Genomic DNA, 24578 nt, shown 5'->3' on the forward strand with positions numbered 1-24578 from the left:
ATGTCAGCCGGCACCGCCCGATCCCCCGGTCGTCCCCCATTCCCTGGAATGGTGTGGATACCGGCGGGCGGCTTCCGAATGGGGTCAGACCACCACTACCCCGAGGAGGCTCCGGCCCATGATGTCGAGGTGGCTGGCTTCTGGATCGATCGCACTCCCGTAACTAACGCCCAGTTTCGGAACTTTGTGAAGGCCACCGGCTACCGCACGCTGGCGGAGCAGCCAGCAAATCCCGCTCACTATCCCGGCGCCAATCAGGAACGATTGGCGCCGGCATCAATAGTTTTTGTGCCGCCCCCGGGCCCGCTTGGGCCTGGAAGCCACTACCGCTGGTGGCAATATCTCGCCGGAGCAAACTGGCGTCATCCGGAGGGACCGGGCAGCTCGATTAAGCGCCGCGAGCAGCATCCGGTGGTCCATGTCGCCTGGGAAGATGTTTTGGCCTACGCCAGCTGGTGCGGCAAACAGCTGCCTACGGAGGAGGAATGGGAGCGGGCTGCTTGGGGCGGCCTGTGCAATACCGAGTTTGCCTGGGGTGAAGAGCTCTATCCCGGTGGAGTGCCCCTAGCTAATACCTTTCAGGGTGATTTCCCCCACCACAACAGTCGCTTAGATGGCTACGAGCGCACCTCCCCTGTAGGTTCTTTTCCTGCCAACGGCTATGGGTTAGTTGACATGATCGGCAATGTGTGGGAGTGGACTAATAGCTGGTATGGCCAGCACCAGCAGAGCACGGGAGCCTGTTGCGCCGATGCCGCCCTAGCCAAAGCGCGTGAAGCAAGCATCGATAGCCACTCCCAGCACGGCGAGCAACCACGCAAAGTGGTTAAGGGTGGTTCTTATTTATGTGCACCTAGCTATTGCCGTCGTTACCGACCAGCAGCCCGCATGGCCCAGGGGCTTGATACCTCCACGGGCCATATGGGTTTTCGCTGTGTGGTGAGGCCCTCAGAGCTGGCGACGCTCTAAAGCTTCTGCCAGGTGGGTAGCGGCAGCAGCAAGTTGAGCCTGGGGGGATCGGGAGCGGGAGCGGAGATCGGTCGTTCGCCACGCTTCATGGCTTCAATGCCGCGCACGATCAGGAACACCACGAAGGCGATCACGATGAAATTGATCAGGGCCACGATTACAGCTCCTGCTGGCCAGGCGCTAATAGCGGATACATTGGCAGCTTTCAGGGCAGGAGCGAGCAGTGAGGTCATCACAAGACTGACGACCGCATCGACTACTTTGCCAAAAGCTCCACCGATAATCACGGCAACAGCGAGATCTACAACATTGCCTTTGTTGACGAAGTCCTTGAAGTCTGAGAGAAAAGTGCTGCGGCGTTTCAACGAATTAGAAGAAGAATTTCAGACCAATTTCAAAGCCATTTCGATAGCTGCTGTAGCCACTATCGGGAATGTCGCCAGTATTGTAGTTGATCCCCGCATACCGCCAGGAAATATTTAGATCTGTGTTGTTGCCCACAGCATAGCCAAGGCCAACTTGGGCGTTTCCGGAAAGATCTTCTGATCCACTCAGCCCAAAGCCACCGATGTCGGCGCGGGCAAATGCCCGTAAGCGGGGAGACATGAAAATCGTAGCCTGGGTTCCCAAAAGAGGTTGAACCCAGGTGCGTCCAAAGTTGCCTTGTCGTTGGAAACTGACTCGACCTCCGCTGCCTTGAATCTGGGCTCCAACATCCAACTGGGCATCGATTATGCGTATGCCGGCATAGGGGATTAGGCTGAATTGCCCCGGCTTGCCCACCGCAGCTTCTCGATCCCCAAAGCGATAGCGCAGGGCAAGGTCGTAAATACCCTGAGTAGCTGTGACGTCAGCACTCCCCGTGAAGATCCCACGCCGGCCGGTCGTTGATTCGTATTGACCAAGTTTGACGTAATCGAGATCGACCAAAAGACCAAGGCGATCCTTTTCGATGCTGCCGCGTAGGGAAGTGGCCCACTTCAGCTTTGATAGAACCTCATTAAGATTTAGATCGGTTTCGGCACTGAAGTTTCTTGTCCCATTTGAGACAGTAGTTGTTCCAGTAGTGCTGATCGGCGCAAAGCCATATAGCTCGATAGTGCCCGCCCAAGGCGAGGTGGGTTGCGCTGGCTGGTTGGTGGAGGCAGCGGGAGACTCTTCGGTAGGTCGATCACCAGGAGCGGGCTCAGGCTGCTGTGCGCGCAGCTCACTTGTGAGGCCACCCGTCAGGGTGAGGCCTATCAAGATGGGTATGGCTTTGGCCCGGTGCATGGCTTGCATTTTTGCCATCAAAATAATTGGATCTGCCGCTGCTAGAGCGACAGATCCATGGGTTGTTAGCCGCTTAAACCGATCCGTATGCCACTTGGCAGGCGGCATTTAGTAGTTCGGCTTCTTCGGCGTTGCTGGGCTCTTGACCATTTATTGTGCCCTGGTTGCAGTTGGCAGTCAGTTGGTAGTTGCTGCCATTGGCCTGCATTACAAAACTAACTGAATTACTGCCGGATGGTTGAACCGTTCCATATAGCAACTGGTAGTTTGTGTTGGGTACCACAATGTAAGTGGCATTGCTGCTAACAGCATTGTCAACGGCGTTGTTGATGACTGCTGCAGTGGCGAGAGTTGCCACGCCCCAGGCCGCTGCCCGAGCACCCCACCAGCCCCAAGTTGGGACGGGCCAGCCGCCGTACCAGCCGTGGTTCCAGGGCCGCGCTACTCCCCATCCTGCCCTTGCCCAGCCGGGACGAACGTTGACATTATTGATATTGACGTTGCGGTTCCAGTTGCGATTTACATCCCGGTTTACGTTCCGGTTTACATTCCGGTTTACGTCGCGATTTACATCGCGGTTGAGGTTGCGATTGCCATCGCGGTTGGCCATCCGGTCACCTCCCTGGCCAGCGCCTGGTAGCTGACGTGTGCCTGCCGCCGGTCGGTTAACGGTCGCTGGTCGGTTCAAGGAAGGTCCCCCGGCCCCACCTGCGCCAGCACCAACTCTTGCGTTGTTGCTCCAGCCACCTGCTGGTTTGGTCGAACCGCGGTTAAGGCCCGCTCCGGCATTGCTGAAGCCGCTGTTGCCACCGGCGCGCATGCCACTGCCACCGCCACGGGAGCCCCCGCCGCCAAGGGACCCGCCGCCACCGCCACGGGATCCACCACCGCCACGGGATCCACCACCACCTCCGCGCGCAAGCAGTTGGGCTGTGCCGCTATCCGGCATGGCGTTATTCATCATGGGCCTATCAATGGCCAATGCAGTGCCGATCGGTAGGGCCAACACTCCCGCCAGCGCCAGTCCGAGGCCGCTCCACGGTGTGTTCAGAGCACGGGTCATTTGCCCACCCCCTTGCAGCCGTCGTCGTAGCAGGTGAGATCTATGCGGCCATCAGCGCCGAACTGCACCTTGATCAGGTCGCGGCCCGCCATTGCGTCAGGGCGATCTTCCCTAACACTGTTGAGGTAATTGGGGTTGATCACGCACAGGTCACGCCCGTTGAAGCAGATCGTGTTTGTAGAGAAGCGGGCCGCGGCTGATTCGAGATTTTTCCAGGTTTTGGTGCTGTCAACCCAGACACTCATGCGTACTGGGCTATCGGTTACTCGAATTGTTTCGACGTTTTTGCCGATGCTGTGTCGGTAGAGGGTTGCCTTGCCCTCGTTTACTGCTTCCACTACGCAGGCCTGCGGTTCACCGCCTTTGATGCTGCACTTGGTGTCGAGTTTGTAGAGGGTTTCTGTTTGGGCTAGGGCTGGAGCTGCAGCCAGCAGGCTCGCGGCAGCGGCCAGCAGGCCGATGCGGCTGCACATGGGGTTGCGGTTCAACATGAAGGGAAAATCCCCAACGTCGGTGGGAAGCAGTTCCAGGATGCCTATGGCTGAGGATTTTGGCTGCAAGTTGTAGCCCACAGCTACAAATGCTGACTTTGCTTGCGCTACGGGATGCAATAGGTGAAAAAGTAGACAAAAAGCGCAATTGCAAGTGCGCTGGCCTGGGGCGCGCCCTGAGCTCGCTTGCAATTGCTAGTTGTTATTGAGAATCGCTTGCAAAAGGCGGCGTTCTTGTTTAGGTTGCGAGTCATTCGCAATAAGCCTTCTGCTGCGGCCATGAGTTTTCGCTTCCTGCCCGCCGATTCCCTTGCCGCCGTGCGCATGCCGGTTGGGCAAACCGTGCTGCTAAACCCCGCCCTGCTCCCCTCTGGCAGCTGCATTGAGGTGCTGTACGGTGTGGCTCGCGTCTATTGCCCCTGCGAGGAAACCGAGGGGATGACCTTGGCTTTCCTGCAGGCGGGGGATCAGCTGTGCACCGAGCGCCTCTGCAGTGAGGGCGTCTGCGTTGAGGCGCTCACGCCTTTGAGTTTCCGCAGTGACGCCGCGCTCCGTCAGGGCGATGGCTTTGATGCCGTCAATGAATGGACCTTGCAGCTGCTGCGCATCCGTCACTTAGGCAGCGCTGACCAACGGCTACACGCATTGTTTGGTCTGCTGGTGCGCCGACTCGGTCGTCGCTGCGGTAGTTGGTGTGATCTGCCGTTTCGTCTCACCCATGAACGGATCGGTGAATTGATCGGCACCACCCGGGTTACCACCACTCGGCTGATTTCACGGATTCGCCAGGCCCAGCTGCTCGAGGCTCCCATGGGCGAGGTCGGCATGCGCCTGGCACCGGAATTGGTTGATTCCGCCCCTTTGGCTGCCGCCTGATTTAGTCGCGCTGCTCCAGGGTGGGCACTAGGGCAAATGCCGCTAGCAAGCCAAACGCCATGATCATGACGGCGGGTGCCATTGCGGCACCCACCCGTTCGTCACTGGCGTATTGGAATACACGCACCGCCAGGGTGTCGAAATCGAAGGGCCGCAGGGCCAGGGTGATTGGCAGTTCTTTCACCACATCTACAAACACCAGCAGGGATCCCACCAGCAGCGGCCCCCGCAGCAGGGGCAGGTGAATCCGCCGCAATACCGCCAGCCAGTCGCAGCCCAGGCTGGTCGCCGTTTCGTCGATGCTGGGGGGTATGCGCTCAAGCGCAGCATCAAGCCCCTGTTTTGAAACAGCTATGAAGCGGTCGCCGTAGCCCCAGAGCAACAGCAGCACTGGGCTGAAGCCGAGGGGGCCGCCCAGCACGATCAGCCCGAGGGCCAGCACACTGCCGGGAATGGCGTATCCCAAGCCGGCGATAAAGCTGAGCTGTTGCACCAGCGGCTGGGGGCTCCAGCGCCGGCAGATGGCCAGCAGCAGCGAACCCAGGCAGGTCACCGCAGTGGCAAGCAGGGCAAGACCGAGGCTGCGGCTTGCCAGCTGGCCCAGTTCTGCGAACGATTCGCTCTGCAGCCCTTGCCAGCCCTGCTGAATCCAGAGGGCGGGAATGGCCACAGCGATAAGGGGTGGCAGCACACAGAACAACTGGGCTAGGGCGGCGCGCCAGCCCGCCAGATGCCAAACGTGGGCGCTGCCCGTTCCGCCTTCCAGGTTCCAGCGCCGACTGCGTTGGCGCAATTGACGTTCGCTGGCGATCAACACCGCCACGATCGCCAGAGCCACCAGTGATAGCAGCGCCGCACCCTGGGGATCGCCATCCACCTGCCAGCGATCGAGGATGCCGGCCGAGAGGCTGGGCACGCCGAGCAGTCGCACCGCGCCGAGATCGTTCACCACCTCCATGGCGCTGAGGGCAATGCCGGCGCCGATCGAGGGCAGGGCAATTGGCAGGGCGACGCGAAAAAAACTTCTCCAAGGGCCCACGCCGAGGCTGCGGCTGGCCTCCAGTAGCCGCCTGCCACTGACAGAGAAACTCTCGGTGCTCAGCAGAAATACATAGCTGTAGTTAGCCAGGGTGAGCAGCACGATGGCCCAGCCCAGGCCATGGATGCGCAGTCCCCGGTAGCTGCCCCAGTCGATCAGGCTGGCGGCCAGCAGGTAGGCAGGGAAGGCCATAGGCACCAGTTGGGCGATGCGCAGCCAGCGGCGGCCTGGGAAGCGGCAAACCGCGGTGAGCCAGCCGATGGCAGTGCCCACAACGGCACCTAAGAGCCCCTCCCCAGCAACCAGCAGCAAGGTGCCCCGCACCTGTCTGAGTCCGTCAAGTCCCAGCTCCAGCCTGCTTTCGCCCCTGTTGATCAACACGTCTTTCACCAGGGCGAGCAGGGGCAATAGGGCGAGCCCACTTGCCAAAATCACAACCAGTAAGAGCCAGGTCCGGCTGCTGGAGCGGCCCGGTCCCTGCCTTGGGGCGCCTTGTCCCTGCGCAGGGACGCCTTGGATCGTGGAGGGCGTCAACGCGATGCCAAGTCGTTACTCCCAGCCAGCCTGCGTCATCAGTTGCACCGCTTCGCGGTTGCGGCGTCCCAGCTGCTCCATGGACACCGGTGAAGCCTTAAAAGTGCCGAATGCCTTCAGGGTCGGATTGTTGCCCCAGCCCTTGAGTGGGTATTCGTTGTTGGCGGCGGCGTAGCCCGCCCCGGATTGGGGGGAAACCAGGAACTCCAGCAGACGTTGCGCGCCTTCGGGGTTGCGGGAGCTGCGGGTGACGCCACCGGCCGAAATATTGATGTGGGTGGGGTTGGGCCACACAACTTTCAGCTTCGAAGCGGTGCTGCGCTCAGTGCTGTTCTTGTCTTGCAGCATGCGCGCTAGGTAGTACTGATTGGCCACAGCAGCGCCGCACTGTCCCTGTCCCACGGCCCGCAGCATGGGGGTGTCGGAGGTAAAGAAGGGCCTTTTGGTGTTGGCGAGCATGCCCTGCAGCCATTGCTGGGTGGCAGGTTTGCCGCGCCGCACCAGCTCATCGGCCGTGAGCGACTGGTTGTAGACGCTGGCGCGGTTGCGTAGGCAGAGCTTGCCTTTGAGCTCCGGACGGCTGAGGTCGGCGTAGCTGCGGATCAGGCCGGGCTTCACGATTGCTGGGTTGACCATTACGGGGCGGGCCCGGCGGGTCAGGGCAAACCACTGGCCTTTGGGGTCCCGCAGGTTGGCCGGCACGTCCTTGTTGAGTTCAGCGGAGCGAATCGACCTAAACAGATTGGCCTCCTGGGCTCGGTAAATCCGGGCCGCATCCACCAGTACCAGCAGGTCGGCTTTGCTGTTGTTGCCCTCGCTCTTCAGACGCTGGATCAGCTCGTCATCTTTACCCTCCAGCAGGTTCACCTTGATGCCGGTGCGTCTGGTGAACTCGCTATAGAGCTGTTTATCAGTGTTGTAGTGGCGCCCGGAATAGACATTCACTTCCTCGGGGCGGTTCTGGGCCATGCCCGCTACCCCGATGGCACCAGCAAGGGTGGTAGCGGCCAAGGCACAAAAGCCAAGGTGTTGGCCCCAGGGGCGGGAGCCTAGGCGGCTAGCGCTGGGTGGGTGAGTCAAGTTGGAAATGGATCTGGCGTCGACAATGCACTCAGGCTACGAACGCTCACGCCTGCCCCCTGTGATCAATGCAAGCCTTGGACGTAACTATTGCTACGCCCAAGGTGGATTTGCTTCTAAATCAGAAGCGGAACTGGGTTTGAATCACTCCACCCCAGAGATCTTTGTTATTCACCTGGTTAGAACTGTTGGTGATGTAGAAGAGCCCTGGAGTGATTGAGATGTTGTCAGTTACCTGGAACTTGTAGAAGAGCTCAAGAGAGAGGGGATCGTCTACGCCGCTTCCAGCACTGGGGTTCTGGCCAATTGCCACGCCGGCGATGTTGCCCCTAACGAAGGCGTCATCCCACTGCAAGCCGACGTACCAGGACTGGGAATCGGCGGCTCCAGCTACGCCCCCTGATATATCAGTGAAGCCATAACCAGCGCTGATGGAGGGGATGATGCCGCTTTCAAGGGGCTGCCAGTAGCCAGCTACGGAGAAACTGTTGGAGCTCTGGCCAGAGCTCAGGTTGCTGTTTGCTGTGCCGTTGGCATTGATGGTGCGGGTGCCGGTGGTGCCGTTGCGGTACGCGATGGCTGCTCCCCAGTTGGGGGCCTTGTAGCCGATCTGGGCCGTGGTGTTGAGGCTGCCATCGCTGTCGAAGATGCCCTCGTTTGAAATCTCACCATCCTGGGCGATGTAGTTGAGCGAGGCGTTCCAGAAGCCCTGCCCTTTCGCTACCTGTTGCTTCCAAACAGCGCCAAATCCCTGGCCGGTCACTTTGTTGTAAGCACCAGGGGTGCCAGCCACTGCGAAGAAGTCGAGCAGCTGGGAGCGGTAGGCACTGGGAATAAAAGCGAGAATTTCAGTGTTGCGCACCAGGGCGCCGGCGGTAAGCGTGAATTGCTTGCCCACCGGGAACTGGTAATAGAGGCGATCGATCGACACCGTATCGATGCCACCAACGCCTGATGCTCCCGCATTAGTGCTGGAGGCCTTGTCCAACTTGAACAGACTGTCTCCAGCGTTGAAGGGGCTGAAGGCCGTGAAATTACCCGAGCGCAGGCGGGTTCTGAGCAGGTCCTTGCCGGTGAAGCTGGTATCCAGATTCAGGCGCAGGTCATAATTGAAGGTGGTGCGATCCTGGCTACCAACAGCAACGGGAGGAGTTCCCACCCTCGAGTCCGAGTTGTAGTCGGGTACTCCACCCAGGATGAAGTTCACCTCGCCTTTGAGCTTGGTGGTGGTGGAAAACTGCTGGGCTTCCAGGCTGCCCACCTTGGCCTCAAGTCCGTCGACGCGGCCCTTCAGCACAGCTAGTTCCTTCTTGAATTCATCCATCAACCTCTGCAGCTCGTCGGTCACTTCGGTGACACGGTCGAGGCAGGCATTCAAAAGGGCCGCCGCTTCAAAGCGGGTCATGGCCTGGCCGCCTTTGTAGGTGCCGTTGGGATAGCCGGCCACGCAGCCGTACTTTTCCACCAAGTTTGTCAGTGCTTGGTAAGCCCAGTCTGTGGGTCTTACGTCGGAAAACTGGTTGACGCTGGTGACTTGGTTGCGAGAGCGCCAAGCCTTGAGCTCGTCAATTTCTTGTTGCTCCATGTAGTCGTTGATTGCCTCTGCCTCCCGGCCATTCAGGGACGAGATTTCATTGGCAAAGGCGGTCTCTGGGGCGGCCAAGGCTGGCAAAACTACGCCAAAAATTGAAGGGGCCAGCAATAGGCGATGGAACTGATTCATGGACTCTTCACAACATAGTTTGTTGATGTCCACTGGGGACTCAACAAGCCATACTTCTATTGGATTGAGTCGATGGGCGTGGAGACTATTGATTCAGAATGATGTAATCAATGTCACCGGTTGTGCCTGACGCGCACTGGGACCAGCACGGGCTGCATCAGGCCGCCACCACCGTTGTCATCATCGGAATCAGTGGCGAGCCAAAAAGCCAAGCCAAACAAGGCGACAACGCCGGAGAAAAGGATTAGCTCGGCCATGGCGTTTTATTTCGCTTTGCTAAGCGTAGCCAGCTCAGCAAGGTGCTTGTGTAACAAAAGTGTCCGCTTAGGACGGTTCTCACGCCAACTGCGCAAGTGCTAGCAGCGCTCCGCCGATGCTGAGAGCACCTGCCAAGCGCCGTCCCCAACTGGGAGCCAGTTGGCGGATCACGGTGAAACTTGCACCCACCACGGCAGCTGAGCAGAGGCTTGCCCCTAGCCACCAGCCCAACAGGTCTGCGCTGCTGCCTGTTGCTTCCTGGCCATGCAGCATGGCGTGAATAGCCACTCCTCCTGCCAGCACTAAGGCCAGCACCTTGCCTTGGCGTGCAGCCAGAGCTAAGCCAAGACCAGACACCATCAAGGCTGCTAACACCTCGGCGCCTGGCAGGTTGCCCCCTAAGGCCCCATACAAGCCGCCAGAAATCGCAGCGGCTAGGGCCACAAGTAATAGGGATGGGCCTGCCACGGCCGCAGCACCGCCAACGCCAAGCAGCAACAGCAAGTGATCTAGCCCAAGCAGCGGGTGGCTTGCTCCTGCGGCCAGGCCAGCGCCTGCCAAGCCATGGGCACTTGCTGGCAGGGTCGACAACAGGCTGAGGGCCAGGCCAGCGGCGGCGGCCGGGGCCAGTTGGCGCAGGGTGGTGGAAGTCATGAAATTGGCTGGATCCGCTAAGTCAGTATCCCGTTCAAGCGAAGCCCTTGCCGGAATCTTTGGCAACACACACCTGCAGTTGCCGGCGCAACTGGGAGTGGTCGAGGTTTTTACCGATCAGCACGATCTGGTTCTTGCGTCCTGAGCCCTCTGGCCAGTCGGAATCGTCGATCGAGAAGCGCTTGCCAGCCAGGTGGAACACATGGCGGCGCTCACTTTCGTTGAACCAGAGGATCCCCTTGGCGCGAAACACTTCGGCGGGCAGCTGGTTGTCGAGAAAGTTCTGAAATTTGCGTAGGGCGAAGGGCCCCTCAGCCGCAAACGACAACGAGGTGAATCCCTCGATGGCGGCGTGGTCGGGGTGAGCGGCGTGATCGTGATTGTGGTGATCGTGCTCTTGGTGCTCGTGCTTGTGATCACCGTGATCGTGGTGCTCGTGTTCGCAGTGGCCGTGGTCGTGATCGCAGGAGCTGTGGTCTGGCTCGGCGCTGAGCTGTTGCTGGGCAACAATTTTGTCGCTTTCGAACAGTCCCACGCTGAGCAGTAGCGGCAGGGGCACGTCTCCCTTCACCGAGCGCAGGATGCGGGCATCGGTCTTGATCTCCCGCAACTGGGCCTCCAGGGCAGCCAGCCGCTCCTCAGCTACCAAGTCGCATTTGTTTAGCAACAGCATGTCGCTGTAAACGATCTGGGCCCGAGCCACCTCGCCTTCCAGCAGCTCGTCGCTGAAGTTCTCGGCGTCTACCAGGGTGATGATCGAGTCGAGCCTGGTGGCATCTCGCAGGTCGCTGCCGAGGAAGGTCATGGCCACCGGCAGGGGATCGGCCAGGCCGGTGGTCTCCACCACCAGATAGTCCACCGGATCGGGGCGCTCCAGGATGCGGTACACCGCCTCGAGCAGTTCGCCGTTGATTGAGCAGCAGATACAGCCGTTGCTCAGCTCCACCATGTCTTCGCCGGTGGCAACAATCAGGTCGTTGTCGATGCCGATTTCACCGAATTCATTTACCAGCACGGCGGTTTTGACCCCCTGCTGATTGCTGAGAATGTGGTTGAGCAGGGTGGTCTTGCCCGCCCCCAGAAAGCCGGTGAGGATTGTCACGGGCAGCCCCGTGGGGGTGGCACTGGCGGTCATGGAGTGGGGCATGGCTTGGCTGTGATGACACTAGGAACCCTTTGCCGCAATCCATTGGGGCAGGGGTTGGCTTGGCTCAGAACTGGAAGCTGGTTTTGATCAGGGCACCGAATTGATTGGCCCCACCCCCATTCCCTCCAGGATTGTTGAGCACGAAGATCGCCGGGGTCACGGAGATGGCATCGGTGACCTGCCACTGATACCACCACTCCCAAGCCCACACGCCGGATTCGCTGGCAGCCCCATTGCGGGTGGCGGTTGCAAAGGCGGGTTGGCCCACTCCCATGCCAAAGCTGTTGCCCTCAGCCAGCACATCGCTCCATTGCAGGCCCACCATCCACGACTGGCTGGTGCGCAGGTCTGAGCCGGAGCTGCAGTTGACGCCGTAACCAGCGCTGAGCGAGGGGATCCAGCCACTCTTGGCCGGCTGCCAGAAGCCGCTGATGCCAAAGGCATTGGTGTTGACGTCGTTCTCTTCGATCTGGGTGGTGATGAAGGGGGTGGCACCCGGCACACCCACGCCTGCCCCTACATAGGAGTAGATCGCTGCGAGGCCCCAGTTTTCCTGGCCGTAGCCCAACTGCACGGTGCTGGTGCCTGCTGAAGTGCTGCTGAACAGGCCCTGGGAGGAATCGGCCCCGTTGGCCGCCACGTAGTTAGCGCTCACACTCCAGCCGTTGTCTTGCCACCAGAGGCCAAAACCGGGGCCGAGGTTTTTGTTGTAGGCCAGCGGTGCACCGTTGAGGGTGAGCACGTTGAGGATGGTGTCGCTGGGGTAGGCGCTGGGCCAGAGGGCGAGCATGTCCTCCTGGCCCACCCGGCCGCCGAGGGTGGCGGTGAACTGGCTGCCAAGCGGGAACTGGTAGAAGAGCTTGTCGATGCCCACCACGTCGGGGCCGCCCTCCTCCTGGAAGGCGATCTCCAGGGTGGAGAGGCCGCCACCGAAGGCATTGCGATCGCCATCGAAGTTGCCAGCCCGCAGCACCGTGCGCAGCAGATCCTTGCCGCTGAAGCTGGTGTCGAGGTTGAGCTGCAGGTCGTAGTTGAACGTGACCTGCTCACCAGCGGGGTTGTTGCTCACCCCACCCACCACAAAGGTGGCCAGGCCGGAGAGCTTGGTGGTGGTGGAGAACTGACTGGCTTCCAGTTCCCCAGCCTTGGCCTCGAGGCCATCGACGCGGCCCTTGAGGATGGCGAGTTCCTTCTCGAACTCCGCCATCAGGCGCTTGAGCTCGTCGGTGACTTCAGTGACGCGATCAAGGCAGGCGTTGAGCAGGGCGGCGGCCTCAAAGCGGGCCATGGCCTGCCCACCTCTGAAGGTGCCGTTGGGGTAGCCGGCCACGCAGCCGTAACGCTCGACCAGGTTGCTGAGGGCCTGGTACGCCCAGTCGCTGGGGCGCAGATCGGTGAATTGGCTGATGCTGGTGACTTGCTCCTGACTGCGCGCTTGACGGCTATAGCGCTCGAGTTCGGCGTAGGCCCCATCTGCGGCACTGGCCGCCGTGGGCGTCAGTAGGGCCAAAAGGGAGAGCCCACAACAACCGGATGACCGGATTCGATCCATAGCCGAGCCCTCAATTGGCATGATTGCCGTAAAAATGATAATCCTTATCAGCGCAGGCACGGCGTTTGGCGCCTGTACTCCTGGTGGCTTCTATCCTCCTCGGCTTACAGCTGCTTTTGCAGCTGTTGCAGCTGGGCCACGCCCATCACGGCAGTGCCCGGTGGGATCGCTGTTGGGAAGGCCTGCAGCATGGCGGCGATGGTGCGTTGCTGTCCGCTCAGTTGGGCGGCGGCAGCCGGTTGGTTGGCCACGTTCTGGTCCAGCAGCCGCTGGGCCTCCAGCAGGAAGCCCCGGGCGTCCTGGTATTCGATTGCTTCAACCACGCGATCTCCCACTACTGCGGCTCCGTATTCGTCCACGGCTATCTCCGCCAGCTGTCGCACCACTGCCATCACCATTTGGGTGTCTGCGGCCTCGCCACCAGGCAGGGCCCTGGCTGCGGCGGCGATGGACTGCTGGGCCTTGGCTAGCTTCGAACCGGTGGAAGCGGCCTTGGGATTGAGCCGCACCTGCTGGCGCAGATCTTCCAGGATGGCGAGGAAGGGTGGGATCCTTTGGCGTTGCAGGGCTGGCTCCAGGGCGCCGTAGAGCTCATCGACGGGATGGCCCACATGGGGTTCCGCTGCGCTGAACTGCTGTTGTGTCAGCAGCTCCTGCGCCACCAGCAGATGGCCCTGCATCTGGGCCAGCACCACCAGCGCATCGAGGTCGGTCTGGGCAACCGCGGCATGGCCCGCTTCGCCTCCTTCGCCGCCCTCACCGCCCTGGGCGTGAAGGGCGCTGGTAGAGGAGTGATGTTCCTGCGAGAAGGCCGGATGGGCAGAGATCACTGAGGCGAGTACTCCAGCTGTAGCTCCCGCGTTGAGGAAGATCTCAAGGGCTCTGCGGGGGCGAGGCATCGGGCAAGGGATCGTTCAGTCCATGTTGGTTGACACTCGGCCTTGGGTGCGAATGGTTTGCGGCGGTGCGGGGTGATCAATGGCACAGGGGCGGGTGCCTCAGGCCGGTACCACCTCAAAGAAACCCATGCAGCCCCTTTCGGCGATCTGGTCCTGGTGGGGGTGAACCATGTAGCGGCCGGTGAAGGGGAAAGACCACTCCAGGATCTGTCGTTCGGCCACCCCCAGCGTCACCACATCGGTGGTGTCGATCCAACCCGGGCGGATCACCCGGAATTCGTTGGCATGGAGATGGAAGGTGAGCGGTGCCTCCAACTCAGTCATGTTGAGTAGGTAGAGCCGCACCAGCTGGTGCTGCCGGATGCGGATCGGTTGGTGCATGTAGGCATCAGGGATGCCATTGAAGGCATAGAGCTCGTTGCGACCGTCGTTGTTGAGGTCGTAGCCACCCAGCACCAGCACCAGCTCATCGGCGGGCGGCCGGGGCGTGATCGGATCCACCACCAGCAGCCCGAACATCCCTTTGCCCACATGCCGCGCCACCGGCCCCACATGGCAGTGGTAGGGATACAGGCCGGCCCGCGGCACCTCGAACTCATACACAGCGGTGCGCCCCTTGAGCACCGGCTCGATGCCATCCATGGCAGCGGGGTGAACGCCGTGAAAGTGCAGGCTGTGGGAGGTGCTGTCGCCGTTGCGGAAAAGCACGCGGATGCGCTCCCCCTCCTTGGCACGCAGTGTCGGTCCTGGCACTCGTCCGTTGAGGGTCCAGGCCTTGAACAGCACCTCACCGCCAAGGGGAAGGGTGATGCTGCGGGCTTCCACCTCAAAAACTCGAATCGGCTGGCCGTTCTCCTCCATCAGCCTGCCTCGCTCAAAGCTGCGCAGGCACTCCTGGGGATCGAAAGGCAAGGCCGGTGATTTCGCTGGCGATGCCATGGGCGATTCCATTGCCCGACCCCGGGCCCCCAAGCCTGCCCATAGCAGGCCGGCACTGGCCATGAGCCATCCCCCGGCCTGGAGCAGCTGACGTCGATGAAGAGTGTTGTGGATCGGCAGCACGCTGTTAATCCTCAGCCTTCGCCGCCTTCACCCCCTTCACCACCCTTTTCCGCTTGGCGATCTTTGGGCTGGTTGGGACTTTGCAGTTCCTGGCTGTCGGAGCCACCCTTCTCACCTGCCTCCGGTGTCTGGCCGCAGGCCACGGTGCCGCCGGCCAGGGCCAAAGTGCTTAAAAACAGGGCGATGCTGGAGCGATTCATCAGGCTGGATCCGATTAGATACTTCTTAGATCCTGAAGGGATTGCGGCCCATATGCATGGGTTCTCCAACCTGGTCACAGCTCTCCGTCGCAATCGTCACATCCCATGCGCTTTCTGATTGAGCCGCTGTTGAGTGCGGCGCAATGTCTGGCTATGGCCGAGCGGCTGCGGCGGGCTGGAGATGCCTGGCGGCCTGGCACTGAGACCGCCGGCTGGCATGCCCGGGAGGTGAAGGCCAACCACCAGCTCGATCGCCAATGCCCTCTGCATCAGGCCCTGGCCGCGGAGCTGCAGGATCAGCTGCGTCGCCATCCGCTGATGCATGCAGCGGCGTTTCCGCGCCAGATCCACAGCCTCCTGTTCAGCCGCAGCGGCGCGGGAGAGGGCTATGGGCGGCATGTCGACAATGCCTGGATGGCGGGGGGCCGCAGCGATCTCTCATTCACCCTCGCCTTGACGGATCCCGATGGCTACCAGGGGGGTGCCCTGGTGCTCGAATCGCCGAGCGGGGAGGAGGCATTTCGCCTACCTGCCGGACATGCCCTTGTGTATCCCAGCACCCTGCTGCACCGAGTGGAGCCGGTGACCTCTGGCGAGCGGCTGGTGGCGGTGGGCTGGATCGAGAGCCGCATCCGCCATGGCGACCAGCGGGAGTTGCTTTTTGAACTAGATACTGCGCGCCGGGCCCTGTTTGAGCGCAGTGGCAAAGATGAGGTGTTCGACCTGATCAGCCGCAGCTACACAAACCTGCTGCGCCGCTGGGAGTGTTAGCGGCCGATCGCCTGCCACCGATTTACCAGGGCCTGTTGGCTGGCCCGGTCGCAACTGCCCTCGAGACCGTTGACGATCAGGCAAGTGTTATCCGTGAGGGTTGCCACCAGGCTGCCGGCCCCATCGCTGGATGGGGCCAGGCCATCGGCCACCAGGGGGGCCGGGGCCAGGGGCACCCCGCTCAGAGCGCTGATGCGTTGCAGGGCCTTACTAGCCGGCAGCTGTTCCGCGAACAGCATCGGCACTTGATCTCGCTTCAGTTGGGCCACCACCGCCTGAAAGGCCTGGGGCCGCAGGGTGTCGCTGCTGCTACTGGCATCCACCAAAGGCAGCTCCTCGAGCTTGTAGGCCCGGGCCAGGCTGGCAAAGGCCCGGTGTCCGGTGGCCAGGGGCCTGGCGGTGGGAATGGTGGCAAATTGCAGGCGGTTCCAGTCGTCCAGCTGCTGCAGAGTCGCCGTCATCGCCTGGGCTCGGGCGGCAATGGGGGCTTGGGCGGCAGGCTTTAGCTCCTGAAGTTGTTGGGCCACCAGCAGCACCAGGGCGGCCGCCTGGGTTGGGTTGTGCCACACGTGGGGATCCCGGTCGCCATGGGCATGGTCCTCCTCCTGGGGCTGGCCATCCTCGTCGTGGTGCTGATGTGAATCGGCGCTTTTGGGCGGAGCAGCTTCTAGGACGGGGCTGTTGGGTACGGCCAGCTCAGCTAGGGCCACGGTTTTGGTCTGGCTTGTTCCCGGCTTGGTCAGTTCGGCGAGGGCAGGCGTGAGGCCGAAGCCGTTGATCAGTACCAGCTGGGCCTGGCTTAGCTCGCGGCTCTGCTGGGGCGTTAGCCGGAATTGATGGGGGTCGTCGCCCGGCTGCACAAGGCAGCTCACCCTTAGGTCGCTGGCGGCCAGGCGTTGTGTCAGGTCGCAAAGGACTCCGTCGGCGGCGATCACGTCGGCCGGCGGGGGAGTGCGGCAAGCCTGCAGTCCTGCGGCGGCTGCCAATGCCAGAGCTAAAGAGGCAGCGGCGGGAGCGGGGATGCGGGGCATAACTGGCGCGCCTGGTTCCGCGAATGATAATGGTTCTCAAAGAGTTGCTACGGGGGGGTGGCTCGTTCTGCCGCCCTCCAGGTGGGATTGTTGGAGTTGATGCCGCTGATCCAGGGCGTGGATCGTTCTGCTTTGACCAGGCCTCACGCCCTGCTGATGGCGGGTGTGCTGCTGTTTTTCTATCTCGATGCCTTCGTGCTGGGGGCTCCGGGCGGGATGGCGTTGGCGCTGCTGCTGCTGGCGCTGGTGGTTCTGCTGGGCTTTTTGCGGCATGCGGGTCATGGCCCCCCTGCAGCTATCCAGCCCGTGCCCGTGCTGCTGGCAGCTTTCGCTGCTCTGGTCGTGCTGGCGCTGAGCCGCGGAGCGCATGTCTCGGTGCCACTAGCTGCGGCGCTGGTGGGTGCTGCCGGCGGGCTGGTAGAGGCCATTGGCCATTCCAGCCGTCGTTGCCAGGGGGTGGCAGCCCCGGTGTATTGCGGTGCTTTTGCTGGGATGACCTCTGAGTTGGTGCTCGGTCATCCGGGCTGGGTGGTGCTGGCCGGGGTGCTGGCCGGACTGGCGTTGTCGCTCCTGACGAACAGCTGGAGTGGGATCGGCGGCAAGCTTGGAACCATCGCCTTTCTGGGGGGGCTCGGCGCCACGGGTCTGGCCCTGGTCTCCGGTGCGATCGGTGCCGGCGCCCCTCTGCATGCCTTTACCGGGGTAGAGCGCTGGTTGGTGCTGATCGCCTCCCTGCTCTCTCCGCTACTTACCCATAGGCTCAGCTACTACTGGGGCTTCGGGGTGGTGCTGGGCTCCGCCCTGCCCTCCCTGCTGGTGGCCCTGCTCCTGGCCCTGCTGCCCCCTTCTTTGGAGCTGGCGCCGGGGCCCTTGGCGGCCATGTGGCTGGGTGCCAGTTTCGTCGGTATGACAACTCCAGAGCGGCTCGCCCCGCGCCCGCTGCCCCTGCTGCTGGCGATGGGCCTGCTGTTCGCCCTGCTGAGCTTCAGCTTCGCTCCGCGATTGGCGGGGATCGGCGGTGACCTCGGGGCCACGGCGGCGGTGTCGGTGTTTGCCGTGCTGGGAGCGCGGGTGCTGGTGCGCGACCGTCGTTAGGTTTGCGGTTGCACTGACGGTGTTGCGTGTCGCTTGAGGTGAGTGAGCTGCGGGTGCGCCGCGGCGGCGAGCTGGCTCTCGACGGTGTGACTTTTGAGCTCGAGCCCGGCACGCTCACCGCCCTGGTGGGCCCCAACGGCGCTGGCAAAAGCACCCTGCTGCAGGCCATTGAGGGTCAGCTGCCAATCGAGAGCGGTTCGATCCGGCTCGATGGGGTGCCCCTCACCTTGGCCCTGGCGCGGCAGCAGTTGGCCCTGATGCCCCAGCGGGGGGAGATCGCCTGGCACTTTCCGATCAATGTGCGGGAGTTGGTGGCCCTGGGGCGGATGGCAGCCAAGCGTCCTGGCTGCTGCGATGTGGAAGCCGCCCTGCAGCGGGTGGGCTTGGCTGGGTTGGCGGGCCGGCGCCTGGATCAGTTGTCCGGTGGCCAGCAGCAGCGAGCCCTGCTGGCCCGCACCCTGGTGCAGCCAGCCAGGTTGCTGCTGCTGGATGAGCCCTGCGCTGCCATCGACCCCCCTTCACGCACCCAGCTGCTCAAGGTGATGGGCCAGCTGCGCGATGCCGGGCTCACCCTGCTGGTGAGCAGCCACGACTGGGGCCGCGACCTCGATGCCTACGACCGGGTGCTGGTGCTCGATCGCTCCCTGCTCGCCGACGGCAACCCCCAGCAGGTGCGCCAGGCCCTCGGCGACCTGCGGGTAGGCAACCACTGCTGCGGTTGATGGGCTGGCGCTAGCTGGCCTGGCGCTGTTGACAGCTTCCGCAGAGCCCGAAAAATTCCAGGGTGTGAAATAGCAGCTGGAAGCCTGCGCTCTGGCCGCCGTCTAGGTGCACGTCGTGCATGGGGCAGTTATTAAGAACCACCGTGGCGCCGCAGTCGACACAGGTGAGGTGGTGTTCGTCGCGCTCTGTGGGGGCGAACAGAGCCTCGCCGCTGGGCAGGTGGCGGCAGCGGATCCAGCCCCGCTGCTGTAGCTGGCGCAGGTGGCGATAAACCGTAGCCAGCCCCATGGGCTGGGAGCCTTGGCGCAGCAGGGCGTGCAGGTCCTGGCCGGAGAGTTCCCGGTCGGCTTGGCGCAACGCCGTAAGCAGCAGCTGCTGGCGGTCGCTTGACGCTGCAACCTGGGATGACATGGCCAGAGTGGCTGGGGCGTAGTTCGCTGATCCTATGGAGACTCTTTGGTGGCTGCTGCCCCTGGTGCTGGCGCTGGTGATCGGCGGCCTCTGCCCATTGGCCGGCACCTTGCTGCTGGTGCAGCGGCGCCTGTTCCTGGCCAATCTCGTGTCGCACGCGGTGTTGCCGGGTTTGGCGCTGGCGCTGGCCCTGCGGCTTGATCCGGGCCTCGGTGGGGTGATCAGCGGCCTGGCCGGTGCCCTTTTGGCGGAGCGGCTCAGCCGCGGTGATCGTTCTGGTGAAGGGGGCGATGAGGCGGTGCTCAACACCGTGCTGGCTGGCTTTCTCGGTTTAGGGGTGCTGTTGATTCCCCTGCTGCACATTCGGGTCGATCTGGAGGCGGTGCTGTTTGGCGATCTGCTGGCCGCCGCTCCTGCCGACCTGCTGCGCAGCCTGCTGGCCCTGGTGGCGGTGCTGCTGCTGCTCGCCTGGCGCTATCACCACTACGTGTATCTGGGGGTGGATCCCCTCGGCGCCGCCAGTGCTGGTTTGCCGGTGCAGCGGCTGCGGCTACTGCTCACCCTGGTGACGGCCTTCACGGTGGTGAGCGCCATGACCGCCGTGGGGGTGGTGCTGGTGATTGCCTTGATGGGTGCTCCGGCCCTAGTGGCCTTGGCTGGAGCCGCCAGCCTGCGCCAAGCCCTGGGGCGCTCAGCCCTGGTGGGTATGGGGATCAGCGGTGGCGGCTTTCTGTTGGCGATCCAGCCAGCTGTGAACCTGCCGCCCGGTCCCTTGATCGGGGTGCTGTGCATGGGCCTGCTGCCCCTGGCCTCCCTGCAGCACCGGCGCCCATCAGCCAGCGGGTAGCCACAGCGCCAGGCGCACCGGCTTGGCCAGGGGTTGCAGGCTAAGGCTGCTGCCATCCACCAGCACCGGCTTGGCGTGGCTGCCTGAGCGCAGGGTGAGCAGCAGCTGCTGGCGGGTGGGATCAAACAACATCGGCGCTCCCGGCTCCACCTCCCAGCCCTTCAAGGAGCGTTGCTTGAGCAGTTGGCCGCGGCGATCGAGGGCCAGCATCAGGGGCTGGGATCCCTGCGCCCAGTTGCTCACTACCAGCCAGACCCGATCCCCACCCCGGTCGCAGGCGCTGGCCAGGACGGCTTCGCTGCCGATCCAAAGCTGCCGCGGCGGTTGACCCGGCTCCACCAGCTCTAGGGAGCGCCGGTAGTCGGGCCAGTGCCTCACCAGCAGGGCGCGGCCGCTCACGGGGCAGAAACTGCTGAGCTCCCTACTGCCAGGCAGCAGCTGGCGCCGGAGGGGTTGGCCCGGCAGGTTGTGCAGGGTGAGGCCTTCAAGCTCAGGCACCACCACTCCGCCTCCCTCGGGGAGCAGCTGCATGGGGCCAGAAGCAGAGTGGTGCAGGGGCCATTGGCGCCCCTGGGCGGTACGCACACTGGTGCTCCCCGGATCCAGGGCGGTGGTGGACGATTGCACCAGCAGGTCGCCGCGTCGGTTGCTGCTCAGGTGGGCAAACAGCAGGGCTGCGTCGTCTAGGGGTTGAAGCCCACCCGCCACCGGTTCGGAGAGGCGCTGCGGTTCGCGCACCAGGTTGTGTTGCTGCAGCGGCAGCAGCCAGAGACGGTGGCTGCCCATGCCATCACCACTGAGCACGGCCACACCGGCCCCGTTGCCGAGGGGCTGCACTTGGGCCAGCTGCGGCCACACCGGGGTTAGCGCCTGCCAGCTGCCATCGCTTCGTTGCAGCTGCAGCTGTTCGCCGCCGGCCACGGGCACCACCGCCAGCAAGCGCGGCCGGGGGTCCCAGAGCCACTGCTGGCGGCCCAGGGGCAGGTTGCGGCGGTCGACCCCTGCCAGCAGCAATCGCAATGGTCCGGGGATGGTTTGGCCTGGAAGCAGCAGCAGGCGCAGGGGGTTGCTTTCCCCCAGCCACGTCCAGGCCAGCTGGGGTTGCAGGCTGCTGGAGCCCACCAGGCTGGATCTGCGCATCGGTCGGCTGAAGCGCAGGTCCAGGGCTGCTGGACCGGAGCTGGCGCTGCTTGACTCCAGTTCCAGCAGTCGTGGGGGGCGTCGTAGCAGTAGTTGTTGCTGCAGCAAGGCCAGGGCGACTCCTGCCGCCAGCACCAACGTGATCCGTTGCCCCGTTGCCGTCATGGTTCCAGGGGTCGCTTGGGCCGGGCAATCGGAGTAATTCGCTGCGCTACCACCACGCTGCGGTCCTGGCCGTTGCGTTCTTCAATAGCCATGGTGCCTTCCACCGCCAGCCATTGATCCGCCCGGGGCTGCCGGCCCGCCGGCCAGCGCACCGGCAGGCCCACCGGGGTGGCATCGGCGAGGCAACAGCGCACCAGCAGCCTGGCCAGCTGGGGGGGCTCACCCGGCTGGGGCAAGACAAAGCCGCTGATCCGCACGGGATCACCCGCGTAGAGGCTGGGGTCGGGTTGGCTGCGTAGCAAGCGCACCCAATCGGTGAGGCTGCGCTGGGCTGGCGGCAGCACGAAGCTCAGCTCAGTCTCATCGCCCAGCTCGGCGGGCCGGTTGGCGGCCAGGGTGCTGAAGGAGGGGTTGGGGGGAATCGCCAACACCAGCAAAGCCACTGCGGCGCTCAGCCACCAGGTTTTGGGGATGGCTTGGCGTCGCGATGGAGCTGGGCTTTCCTGGCGCCTTAGCGCCGGTTCAGCCAGCAGCAGGCCCGCCAGCAGCAGCAATGCCACACCGCTCAGCGCCACCAGTGGGTGGAAAACGCCGCTGAGCAAGAGATCCAGCCTGCCGCTGAGGCTGCTTTGCAGCAGCGCGGCTCCCCACAGCCCCAGAGCGAAGGCGCGCATCACAGCAGCAGCAAATTGACCCATTGCCCCAGCACCAGCACGGCCACCGCTGCGGCGGCACTGGTGAGGGCGATGGCCTTGGGCTTAAACAGCACCCGGAACAGTCCCAGCAGCTTCAGGTCGACCACCGGGCCCAGCACCAGAAAGGCCAGCAGCGCTCCCGGGGAGACCTGGGCAGCGAAGCCCAGGGCGAGGAAGGCATCAACGCTGGAGCAAACCGAAACCACCACCGCCAGCAGCATCAGGCTCAGCACAGAGATGGTTGGTGCTCCCCCCACCGCCAGCAGCCAGTTGCGCGGCAGCAAGGTTTGCACTGTGGCGGCGATGGCACAACCCAGCACCAGCAGGGCGGCCAGATCGAGAAATTCGCTGCTGCCGTGCTGGAGCACCTCCTGCAAGGAAGGCCGCGCCACCTGGACGGGCTGCACCTTGGCGCCGATGGCACCCACAAGCCCGCTGCGACGCTCCAGCAGCCCAACCTGGGCCAAGGGCTGGCTCAGCCGCCGTTCTTCGAGCAGCACTGGATCTAGTAATTCGGCCTCGGGCAGCAGGCGCAGCACCGTGGCCAGCAGCACCGCCAGCAGCAGGGCTGCTCCGGGGCGGGCCGCCAGCAGCCAGGGCTGGTTGGGGAAGGCGGCCCAGGTGCTGGCCAGCACGATTGGATTCAGCACCGGCGCGGCAAACAAAAAGCCCAGCGCCGTGCCAACCGGGGCACCACCGGCCAGCAGCCGCCGTGCCACCGGCACGTTGCCGCATTCACAAGCGGGTAGGGCAAAGCCAAGGGCGGCACCGGTGAGGGGCCCGAGCAGGGGGTGGGCGGGCAACTGCCGCAGCCAGGCACCTCCAGGCGCCAGCCAGCGGGCCAGGCTGGCGATACCGACGCCAATCAGCAGAAACGGCAGGGCTTCGAGCAGCAGACCCTGAAAAATCGCCCAGGCGGTGGCCAGCTGTGCCAAGAGCAATCCGCAGGGATCGACATCATGAATGCTGATTCAGGGTCTTCGGCTTTGCGCAGCTGGGGGTGGCTCGAGCTCGGGATGGGTGGCGCAGGGCATCCACAGCGAACCCATCGCATGGACGCCGTTGCAGCCCAGCTGTTTGGCTTTGATCAGGGCTTCCTGCTTGCTTGGGTAGGCGTAGAGGTTTGGGGAATGGGTCCCGGTTGCCGCTTGGTGGTGCTGGTGGGGGGAGCTAGTTCCGGCGTTCCAGATGCCCATCACGTTGACGCCAGCCACCACGATGCCCATGCCCACCACGCAGATATTGATCACCCCCATGCCCACGGCACCGAGGCTCAGCACGCCCATCGGCACCACCCCAATGCTCACTACCCCCATTGGCACGATGCCGATCGAGATGATGCCCAGGGGGGCGATGCCGATGGCCAGCAGTTTGGGTTTGTCGCCGCACTTCGCCATCAGTGGGCCGGCGTATGGCTGCCAGAGCCATCGGCGTGTTTGGCGCAGGGCATCCATTGATCGCCCATCTGGTGCGCTCCAGTGCAGTGGAAATGCTTGGCTGCTTTTTCGGCCGCGGCTTTAGTGGGGTACAGCGCCTGCACTCCACCACTACTCCCTGTGGGCTCAGCCAGGGCAGTAGTGGGCAGCAACAGGGCAGCGGTTAGTAGGAGGAGGGATCGGTCCATCGGGCGGTGCTAATGCATAGAGGGCCAATTTTGAAGCCTCACGCCCCGGGCCCACTCATTACTTGTCAGATATCAGGTTTTGAACCACCCCGGCAGGGCTTCAAAACAAGCGGCATTCTTCTCGTTTTCCCTCGCCTCCACCTTCCAGCAGCAGCTGCGGCCACTGTCGCGGCCGTGCAGCAGTTCGTTGGCCCAGCCCCAAACCAGCTCGGCGCTGGCCTCCATGCCCACATTGGCCATCACCCTCAGGTCGAGGGCGCCCTGGTCGTGCAGCTGGCGCCAGGTGGAGAGGAGGGGGTCATCGGCATTGGCCAGAAAGGTGTGGTCGAATTGATCTGCCAGCCGGGCTTCGAGCTGTTTCAGGCTGGAGAAATCCACCACAAAGCCACAGTCGTCGAGTTCAGTGGCCCGAAACCAGAAGCTAAAACTGCGGCTGTAGCCATGCACGAAGCGGCAGTGGCCCTGGTGGCGCCATTGGCGATGGCAACAGGGATAACCGCTGAAAGTTTTACTGCAGCTGTAGGCCGGAGTGGGCATGGGTGAGGATCGGGACAGCAGCAGCGCAAGGGCCTTGTCAGCAGTATTTCAGCCCCCAGACCCTCAATTCATTGGGGCATTGCGCTTCAACGAAGCTGGTTTGATCCCCGCGGTCGCCCAGGACTGGCTCGATGGCGCCGTGTTGATGGTGGCCTGGATGAACCGCGAGGCCATCGAGCACACCCTGGCCAGCGGCGAGGTGCACTACTGGAGCCGCTCGCGCCAGGAGCTATGGCACAAGGGGGCCACCAGCGGCCATATCCAGCAGCTCAAGGGCCTGCGCTACGACTGTGACGCCGACGTGCTGCTGCTCAGCATTGAGCAGAGCGGCGATGTGGCCTGCCACACCGGTGCCCGCAGCTGCTTCTACGACAACGGTCCCGAGCCCACGGCCGGGGGGGCATCGGCCGCTCAGCCGCCGGCAGATGTCTGCACCGAACTGATGCGGGTGATCGAAGGGCGCCGCGACCTTCCCGAGCCCGGCAGCTACACCAACAAATTGTTGGAGGGGGGCGACAACCGCATCCTCAAGAAGATCGGGGAGGAGAGCGCCGAATTCGTGATGGCCTGCAAGGACGACAACGGCGAGGAGATCGCAGGCGAAGCCGCCGACATCGTTTTCCACTTGCAGGTGGCGCTTGCTCACCACGGAGTCAGCTGGCGACAGGTGCAGCAGGTACTGGCCGCCCGCCGCGGCGCGCCCCGGCGGGACTGAGGGCC

30 protein-coding genes are annotated in these 24578 nt (G+C 63.2%); 7 read left to right on the top strand and 23 right to left on the bottom strand.

Features of this window, described 5'->3' with window-relative positions:
* Entirely contained in the window at positions 1-969 is a 969-nt protein-coding gene (locus tag KBY83_RS04375; protein WP_255018469.1) for a formylglycine-generating enzyme family protein, read from the top strand.
* On the opposite strand, the gene mscL is transcribed toward KBY83_RS04375, so the two are convergent.
* From mscL to KBY83_RS04400, 5 genes are all read right to left on the bottom strand, one after another.
* Positions 966-1334, bottom strand: a complete 369-nt coding sequence (gene mscL, locus KBY83_RS04380; protein WP_315858937.1) for a large conductance mechanosensitive channel protein MscL — start codon at positions 1332-1334, stop codon at positions 966-968. The genes KBY83_RS04375 and mscL overlap by 4 nt on opposite strands.
* A gap of 4 nt (positions 1335-1338) precedes the next feature.
* Positions 1339-2241, bottom strand: a complete 903-nt coding sequence (locus KBY83_RS04385; RefSeq protein WP_255018470.1) for a hypothetical protein — start codon at positions 2239-2241, stop codon at positions 1339-1341.
* Between the two features lie 73 nt (positions 2242-2314).
* The gene (locus KBY83_RS04390; RefSeq protein WP_255018471.1) at positions 2315-2851 is read right to left on the bottom strand and encodes a hypothetical protein; all 537 of its coding nucleotides are present in this window, start codon (positions 2849-2851) and stop codon (positions 2315-2317) included.
* A 74-nt stretch (positions 2852-2925) separates the two neighbouring features.
* Positions 2926-3162, bottom strand: coding sequence for a hypothetical protein (locus KBY83_RS04395; protein ID WP_255018472.1), 237 nt, complete (start codon positions 3160-3162; stop codon positions 2926-2928).
* A gap of 138 nt (positions 3163-3300) precedes the next feature.
* Positions 3301-3795, bottom strand: a complete 495-nt coding sequence (locus KBY83_RS04400; RefSeq protein ID WP_255018473.1) for a hypothetical protein — start codon at positions 3793-3795, stop codon at positions 3301-3303.
* A 279-nt stretch (positions 3796-4074) separates the two neighbouring features.
* On the opposite strand from KBY83_RS04400, the gene KBY83_RS04405 reads away from it, so the two are divergent.
* Positions 4075-4671 carry a Crp/Fnr family transcriptional regulator gene (locus tag KBY83_RS04405; protein WP_255018474.1) on the top strand — a complete coding sequence of 199 codons (597 nt, stop codon included), beginning with the start codon at positions 4075-4077 and terminating at the stop codon, positions 4669-4671.
* 1 nt (position 4672) lies between these two features.
* Here KBY83_RS04405 and KBY83_RS04410 read toward each other — a convergent pair whose 3' ends face one another.
* The 10 genes from KBY83_RS04410 to KBY83_RS04455 form a co-directional block, all read right to left on the bottom strand.
* Positions 4673-6145 carry an iron ABC transporter permease gene (locus KBY83_RS04410; RefSeq protein WP_255018475.1) on the bottom strand — a complete coding sequence of 491 codons (1473 nt, stop codon included), beginning with the start codon at positions 6143-6145 and terminating at the stop codon, positions 4673-4675.
* A gap of 114 nt (positions 6146-6259) precedes the next feature.
* On the bottom strand, positions 6260-7255 hold the full coding sequence (locus KBY83_RS04415) for an extracellular solute-binding protein (RefSeq protein ID WP_255018476.1): 996 nt from the start codon (positions 7253-7255) through the stop codon (positions 6260-6262).
* A 190-nt stretch (positions 7256-7445) separates the two neighbouring features.
* Positions 7446-9047, bottom strand: coding sequence for an iron uptake porin (locus tag KBY83_RS04420; RefSeq protein ID WP_255018477.1), 1602 nt, complete (start codon positions 9045-9047; stop codon positions 7446-7448).
* Between the two features lie 113 nt (positions 9048-9160).
* Positions 9161-9304, bottom strand: a complete 144-nt coding sequence (locus KBY83_RS04425) for a hypothetical protein (protein WP_255018478.1) — start codon at positions 9302-9304, stop codon at positions 9161-9163.
* Between the two features lie 79 nt (positions 9305-9383).
* Entirely contained in the window at positions 9384-9959 is a 576-nt protein-coding gene (locus KBY83_RS04430; protein WP_255018479.1) for a HupE/UreJ family protein, read from the bottom strand.
* Between the two features lie 34 nt (positions 9960-9993).
* Positions 9994-11094 (bottom strand): CobW family GTP-binding protein, encoded by a 1101-nt coding sequence (locus KBY83_RS04435; protein ID WP_396093461.1) that lies wholly within the window; start codon positions 11092-11094, stop codon positions 9994-9996.
* A 76-nt stretch (positions 11095-11170) separates the two neighbouring features.
* Entirely contained in the window at positions 11171-12658 is a 1488-nt protein-coding gene (locus KBY83_RS04440; protein ID WP_255018481.1) for an iron uptake porin, read from the bottom strand.
* A 104-nt stretch (positions 12659-12762) separates the two neighbouring features.
* Positions 12763-13557, bottom strand: a complete 795-nt coding sequence (locus KBY83_RS04445; protein WP_255018482.1) for a hypothetical protein — start codon at positions 13555-13557, stop codon at positions 12763-12765.
* A gap of 99 nt (positions 13558-13656) precedes the next feature.
* Positions 13657-14496 (bottom strand): multicopper oxidase domain-containing protein, encoded by an 840-nt coding sequence (locus KBY83_RS04450; protein ID WP_255018483.1) that lies wholly within the window; start codon positions 14494-14496, stop codon positions 13657-13659.
* Between the two features lie 134 nt (positions 14497-14630).
* Entirely contained in the window at positions 14631-14819 is a 189-nt protein-coding gene (locus KBY83_RS04455; RefSeq protein WP_255018484.1) for a hypothetical protein, read from the bottom strand.
* A gap of 105 nt (positions 14820-14924) precedes the next feature.
* On the opposite strand from KBY83_RS04455, the gene KBY83_RS04460 reads away from it, so the two are divergent.
* Entirely contained in the window at positions 14925-15590 is a 666-nt protein-coding gene (locus KBY83_RS04460) for a Fe2+-dependent dioxygenase (RefSeq protein WP_255018485.1), read from the top strand.
* Here the strand turns inward: KBY83_RS04460 and KBY83_RS04465 are convergent.
* Positions 15587-16621, bottom strand: a complete 1035-nt coding sequence (locus KBY83_RS04465; protein WP_255018486.1) for a metal ABC transporter substrate-binding protein — start codon at positions 16619-16621, stop codon at positions 15587-15589. The genes KBY83_RS04460 and KBY83_RS04465 overlap by 4 nt on opposite strands.
* 57 nt (positions 16622-16678) lie before the next feature.
* On the opposite strand from KBY83_RS04465, the gene KBY83_RS04470 reads away from it, so the two are divergent.
* A complete protein-coding gene (locus tag KBY83_RS04470; protein WP_255018487.1) occupies positions 16679-17716 on the top strand; it encodes a hypothetical protein in 1038 nt (345 codons plus the stop codon).
* Between the two features lie 26 nt (positions 17717-17742).
* Positions 17743-18438 carry a metal ABC transporter ATP-binding protein gene (locus KBY83_RS04475; protein WP_255018488.1) on the top strand — a complete coding sequence of 232 codons (696 nt, stop codon included), beginning with the start codon at positions 17743-17745 and terminating at the stop codon, positions 18436-18438.
* A 10-nt stretch (positions 18439-18448) separates the two neighbouring features.
* On the opposite strand, the gene KBY83_RS04480 is transcribed toward KBY83_RS04475, so the two are convergent.
* Positions 18449-18850 (bottom strand): Fur family transcriptional regulator, encoded by a 402-nt coding sequence (locus KBY83_RS04480; RefSeq protein ID WP_255018489.1) that lies wholly within the window; start codon positions 18848-18850, stop codon positions 18449-18451.
* 34 nt (positions 18851-18884) lie between these two features.
* On the opposite strand from KBY83_RS04480, the gene KBY83_RS04485 reads away from it, so the two are divergent.
* Positions 18885-19697: a metal ABC transporter permease gene (locus KBY83_RS04485; protein WP_255018490.1), complete on the top strand. Its 813-nt coding sequence runs from the start codon at positions 18885-18887 to the stop codon at positions 19695-19697.
* Here the strand turns inward: KBY83_RS04485 and KBY83_RS04490 are convergent.
* The 6 genes from KBY83_RS04490 to KBY83_RS04515 form a co-directional block, all read right to left on the bottom strand.
* Complete coding sequence (locus KBY83_RS04490; protein WP_255018491.1) at positions 19683-21002, bottom strand: hypothetical protein; 1320 nt, start codon at positions 21000-21002, stop codon at positions 19683-19685. The genes KBY83_RS04485 and KBY83_RS04490 overlap by 15 nt on opposite strands.
* Positions 20999-21676 (bottom strand): TIGR03943 family putative permease subunit, encoded by a 678-nt coding sequence (locus tag KBY83_RS04495; RefSeq protein ID WP_255018492.1) that lies wholly within the window; start codon positions 21674-21676, stop codon positions 20999-21001. Before KBY83_RS04495 ends, KBY83_RS04490 begins: the two co-directional genes overlap by 4 nt.
* On the bottom strand, positions 21676-22632 hold the full coding sequence (locus KBY83_RS04500) for a permease (RefSeq protein WP_255018493.1): 957 nt from the start codon (positions 22630-22632) through the stop codon (positions 21676-21678). Before KBY83_RS04500 ends, KBY83_RS04495 begins: the two co-directional genes overlap by 1 nt.
* Positions 22633-22668: 36 nt before the next feature.
* Positions 22669-23094 carry a hypothetical protein gene (locus tag KBY83_RS04505; RefSeq protein ID WP_255018494.1) on the bottom strand — a complete coding sequence of 142 codons (426 nt, stop codon included), beginning with the start codon at positions 23092-23094 and terminating at the stop codon, positions 22669-22671.
* Positions 23094-23321, bottom strand: a complete 228-nt coding sequence (locus tag KBY83_RS04510) for a DUF3721 domain-containing protein (protein WP_255018495.1) — start codon at positions 23319-23321, stop codon at positions 23094-23096. The genes KBY83_RS04505 and KBY83_RS04510 overlap by 1 nt, the downstream gene beginning before the upstream one ends.
* A gap of 72 nt (positions 23322-23393) precedes the next feature.
* A complete protein-coding gene (locus tag KBY83_RS04515) occupies positions 23394-23858 on the bottom strand; it encodes a 6-carboxytetrahydropterin synthase (RefSeq protein WP_255018496.1) in 465 nt (154 codons plus the stop codon).
* On the opposite strand from KBY83_RS04515, the gene hisIE reads away from it, so the two are divergent.
* Entirely contained in the window at positions 23857-24573 is a 717-nt protein-coding gene (gene hisIE, locus KBY83_RS04520) for a bifunctional phosphoribosyl-AMP cyclohydrolase/phosphoribosyl-ATP diphosphatase HisIE (RefSeq protein ID WP_396093406.1), read from the top strand. The two genes, KBY83_RS04515 and hisIE, sit on opposite strands and share 2 nt — an antisense overlap.
* Positions 24574-24578 lie beyond the last annotated feature (5 nt).

Source organism: Cyanobium sp. WKJ7-Wakatipu (genome assembly GCF_024345355.1).
In the GTDB taxonomy this organism is placed as follows: domain Bacteria; phylum Cyanobacteriota; class Cyanobacteriia; order PCC-6307; family Cyanobiaceae; genus Cyanobium_A; species Cyanobium_A usitatum.

Bases quoted from the DNA above. Each gene is read 5' to 3' on its own strand.
- KBY83_RS04505 (WP_255018494.1), bottom strand. From the start codon at position 23,094: ATGGCGAAGTGCGGCGACAAACCCAAACTGCTGGCCATCGGCATCGCC.
- KBY83_RS04455 (WP_255018484.1), bottom strand. From the start codon at position 14,819: ATGAATCGCTCCAGCATCGCCCTGTTTTTAAGCACTTTGGCCCTGGCC.
- KBY83_RS04445 (WP_255018482.1), bottom strand. From the start codon at position 13,557: ATGCCTCGCCCCCGCAGAGCCCTTGAGATCTTCCTCAACGCGGGAGCT.
- KBY83_RS04375 (WP_255018469.1), top strand. From the start codon at position 1: ATGTCAGCCGGCACCGCCCGATCCCCCGGTCGTCCCCCATTCCCTGGA.
- KBY83_RS04435 (WP_396093461.1), bottom strand. From the start codon at position 11,094: ATGACCGCCAGTGCCACCCCCACGGGGCTGCCCGTGACAATCCTCACC.
- KBY83_RS04385 (WP_255018470.1), bottom strand. From the start codon at position 2,241: ATGCACCGGGCCAAAGCCATACCCATCTTGATAGGCCTCACCCTGACG.
- KBY83_RS04390 (WP_255018471.1), bottom strand. From the start codon at position 2,851: ATGGCCAACCGCGATGGCAATCGCAACCTCAACCGCGATGTAAATCGC.
- KBY83_RS04400 (WP_255018473.1), bottom strand. From the start codon at position 3,795: ATGTTGAACCGCAACCCCATGTGCAGCCGCATCGGCCTGCTGGCCGCT.
- KBY83_RS04425 (WP_255018478.1), bottom strand. From the start codon at position 9,304: ATGGCCGAGCTAATCCTTTTCTCCGGCGTTGTCGCCTTGTTTGGCTTG.
- KBY83_RS04405 (WP_255018474.1), top strand. From the start codon at position 4,075: ATGAGTTTTCGCTTCCTGCCCGCCGATTCCCTTGCCGCCGTGCGCATG.
- KBY83_RS04460 (WP_255018485.1), top strand. From the start codon at position 14,925: ATGCGCTTTCTGATTGAGCCGCTGTTGAGTGCGGCGCAATGTCTGGCT.
- hisIE (WP_396093406.1), top strand. From the start codon at position 23,857: ATGGGTGAGGATCGGGACAGCAGCAGCGCAAGGGCCTTGTCAGCAGTA.
- KBY83_RS04485 (WP_255018490.1), top strand. From the start codon at position 18,885: ATGGAGACTCTTTGGTGGCTGCTGCCCCTGGTGCTGGCGCTGGTGATC.
- KBY83_RS04430 (WP_255018479.1), bottom strand. From the start codon at position 9,959: ATGACTTCCACCACCCTGCGCCAACTGGCCCCGGCCGCCGCCGCTGGC.
- KBY83_RS04440 (WP_255018481.1), bottom strand. From the start codon at position 12,658: ATGGATCGAATCCGGTCATCCGGTTGTTGTGGGCTCTCCCTTTTGGCC.
- KBY83_RS04490 (WP_255018491.1), bottom strand. From the start codon at position 21,002: ATGACGGCAACGGGGCAACGGATCACGTTGGTGCTGGCGGCAGGAGTC.
- KBY83_RS04480 (WP_255018489.1), bottom strand. From the start codon at position 18,850: ATGTCATCCCAGGTTGCAGCGTCAAGCGACCGCCAGCAGCTGCTGCTT.
- KBY83_RS04450 (WP_255018483.1), bottom strand. From the start codon at position 14,496: ATGGCATCGCCAGCGAAATCACCGGCCTTGCCTTTCGATCCCCAGGAG.
- KBY83_RS04495 (WP_255018492.1), bottom strand. From the start codon at position 21,676: ATGCGCGCCTTCGCTCTGGGGCTGTGGGGAGCCGCGCTGCTGCAAAGC.
- KBY83_RS04420 (WP_255018477.1), bottom strand. From the start codon at position 9,047: ATGAATCAGTTCCATCGCCTATTGCTGGCCCCTTCAATTTTTGGCGTA.
- KBY83_RS04510 (WP_255018495.1), bottom strand. From the start codon at position 23,321: ATGGACCGATCCCTCCTCCTACTAACCGCTGCCCTGTTGCTGCCCACT.
- KBY83_RS04465 (WP_255018486.1), bottom strand. From the start codon at position 16,621: ATGCCCCGCATCCCCGCTCCCGCCGCTGCCTCTTTAGCTCTGGCATTG.
- KBY83_RS04515 (WP_255018496.1), bottom strand. From the start codon at position 23,858: ATGCCCACTCCGGCCTACAGCTGCAGTAAAACTTTCAGCGGTTATCCC.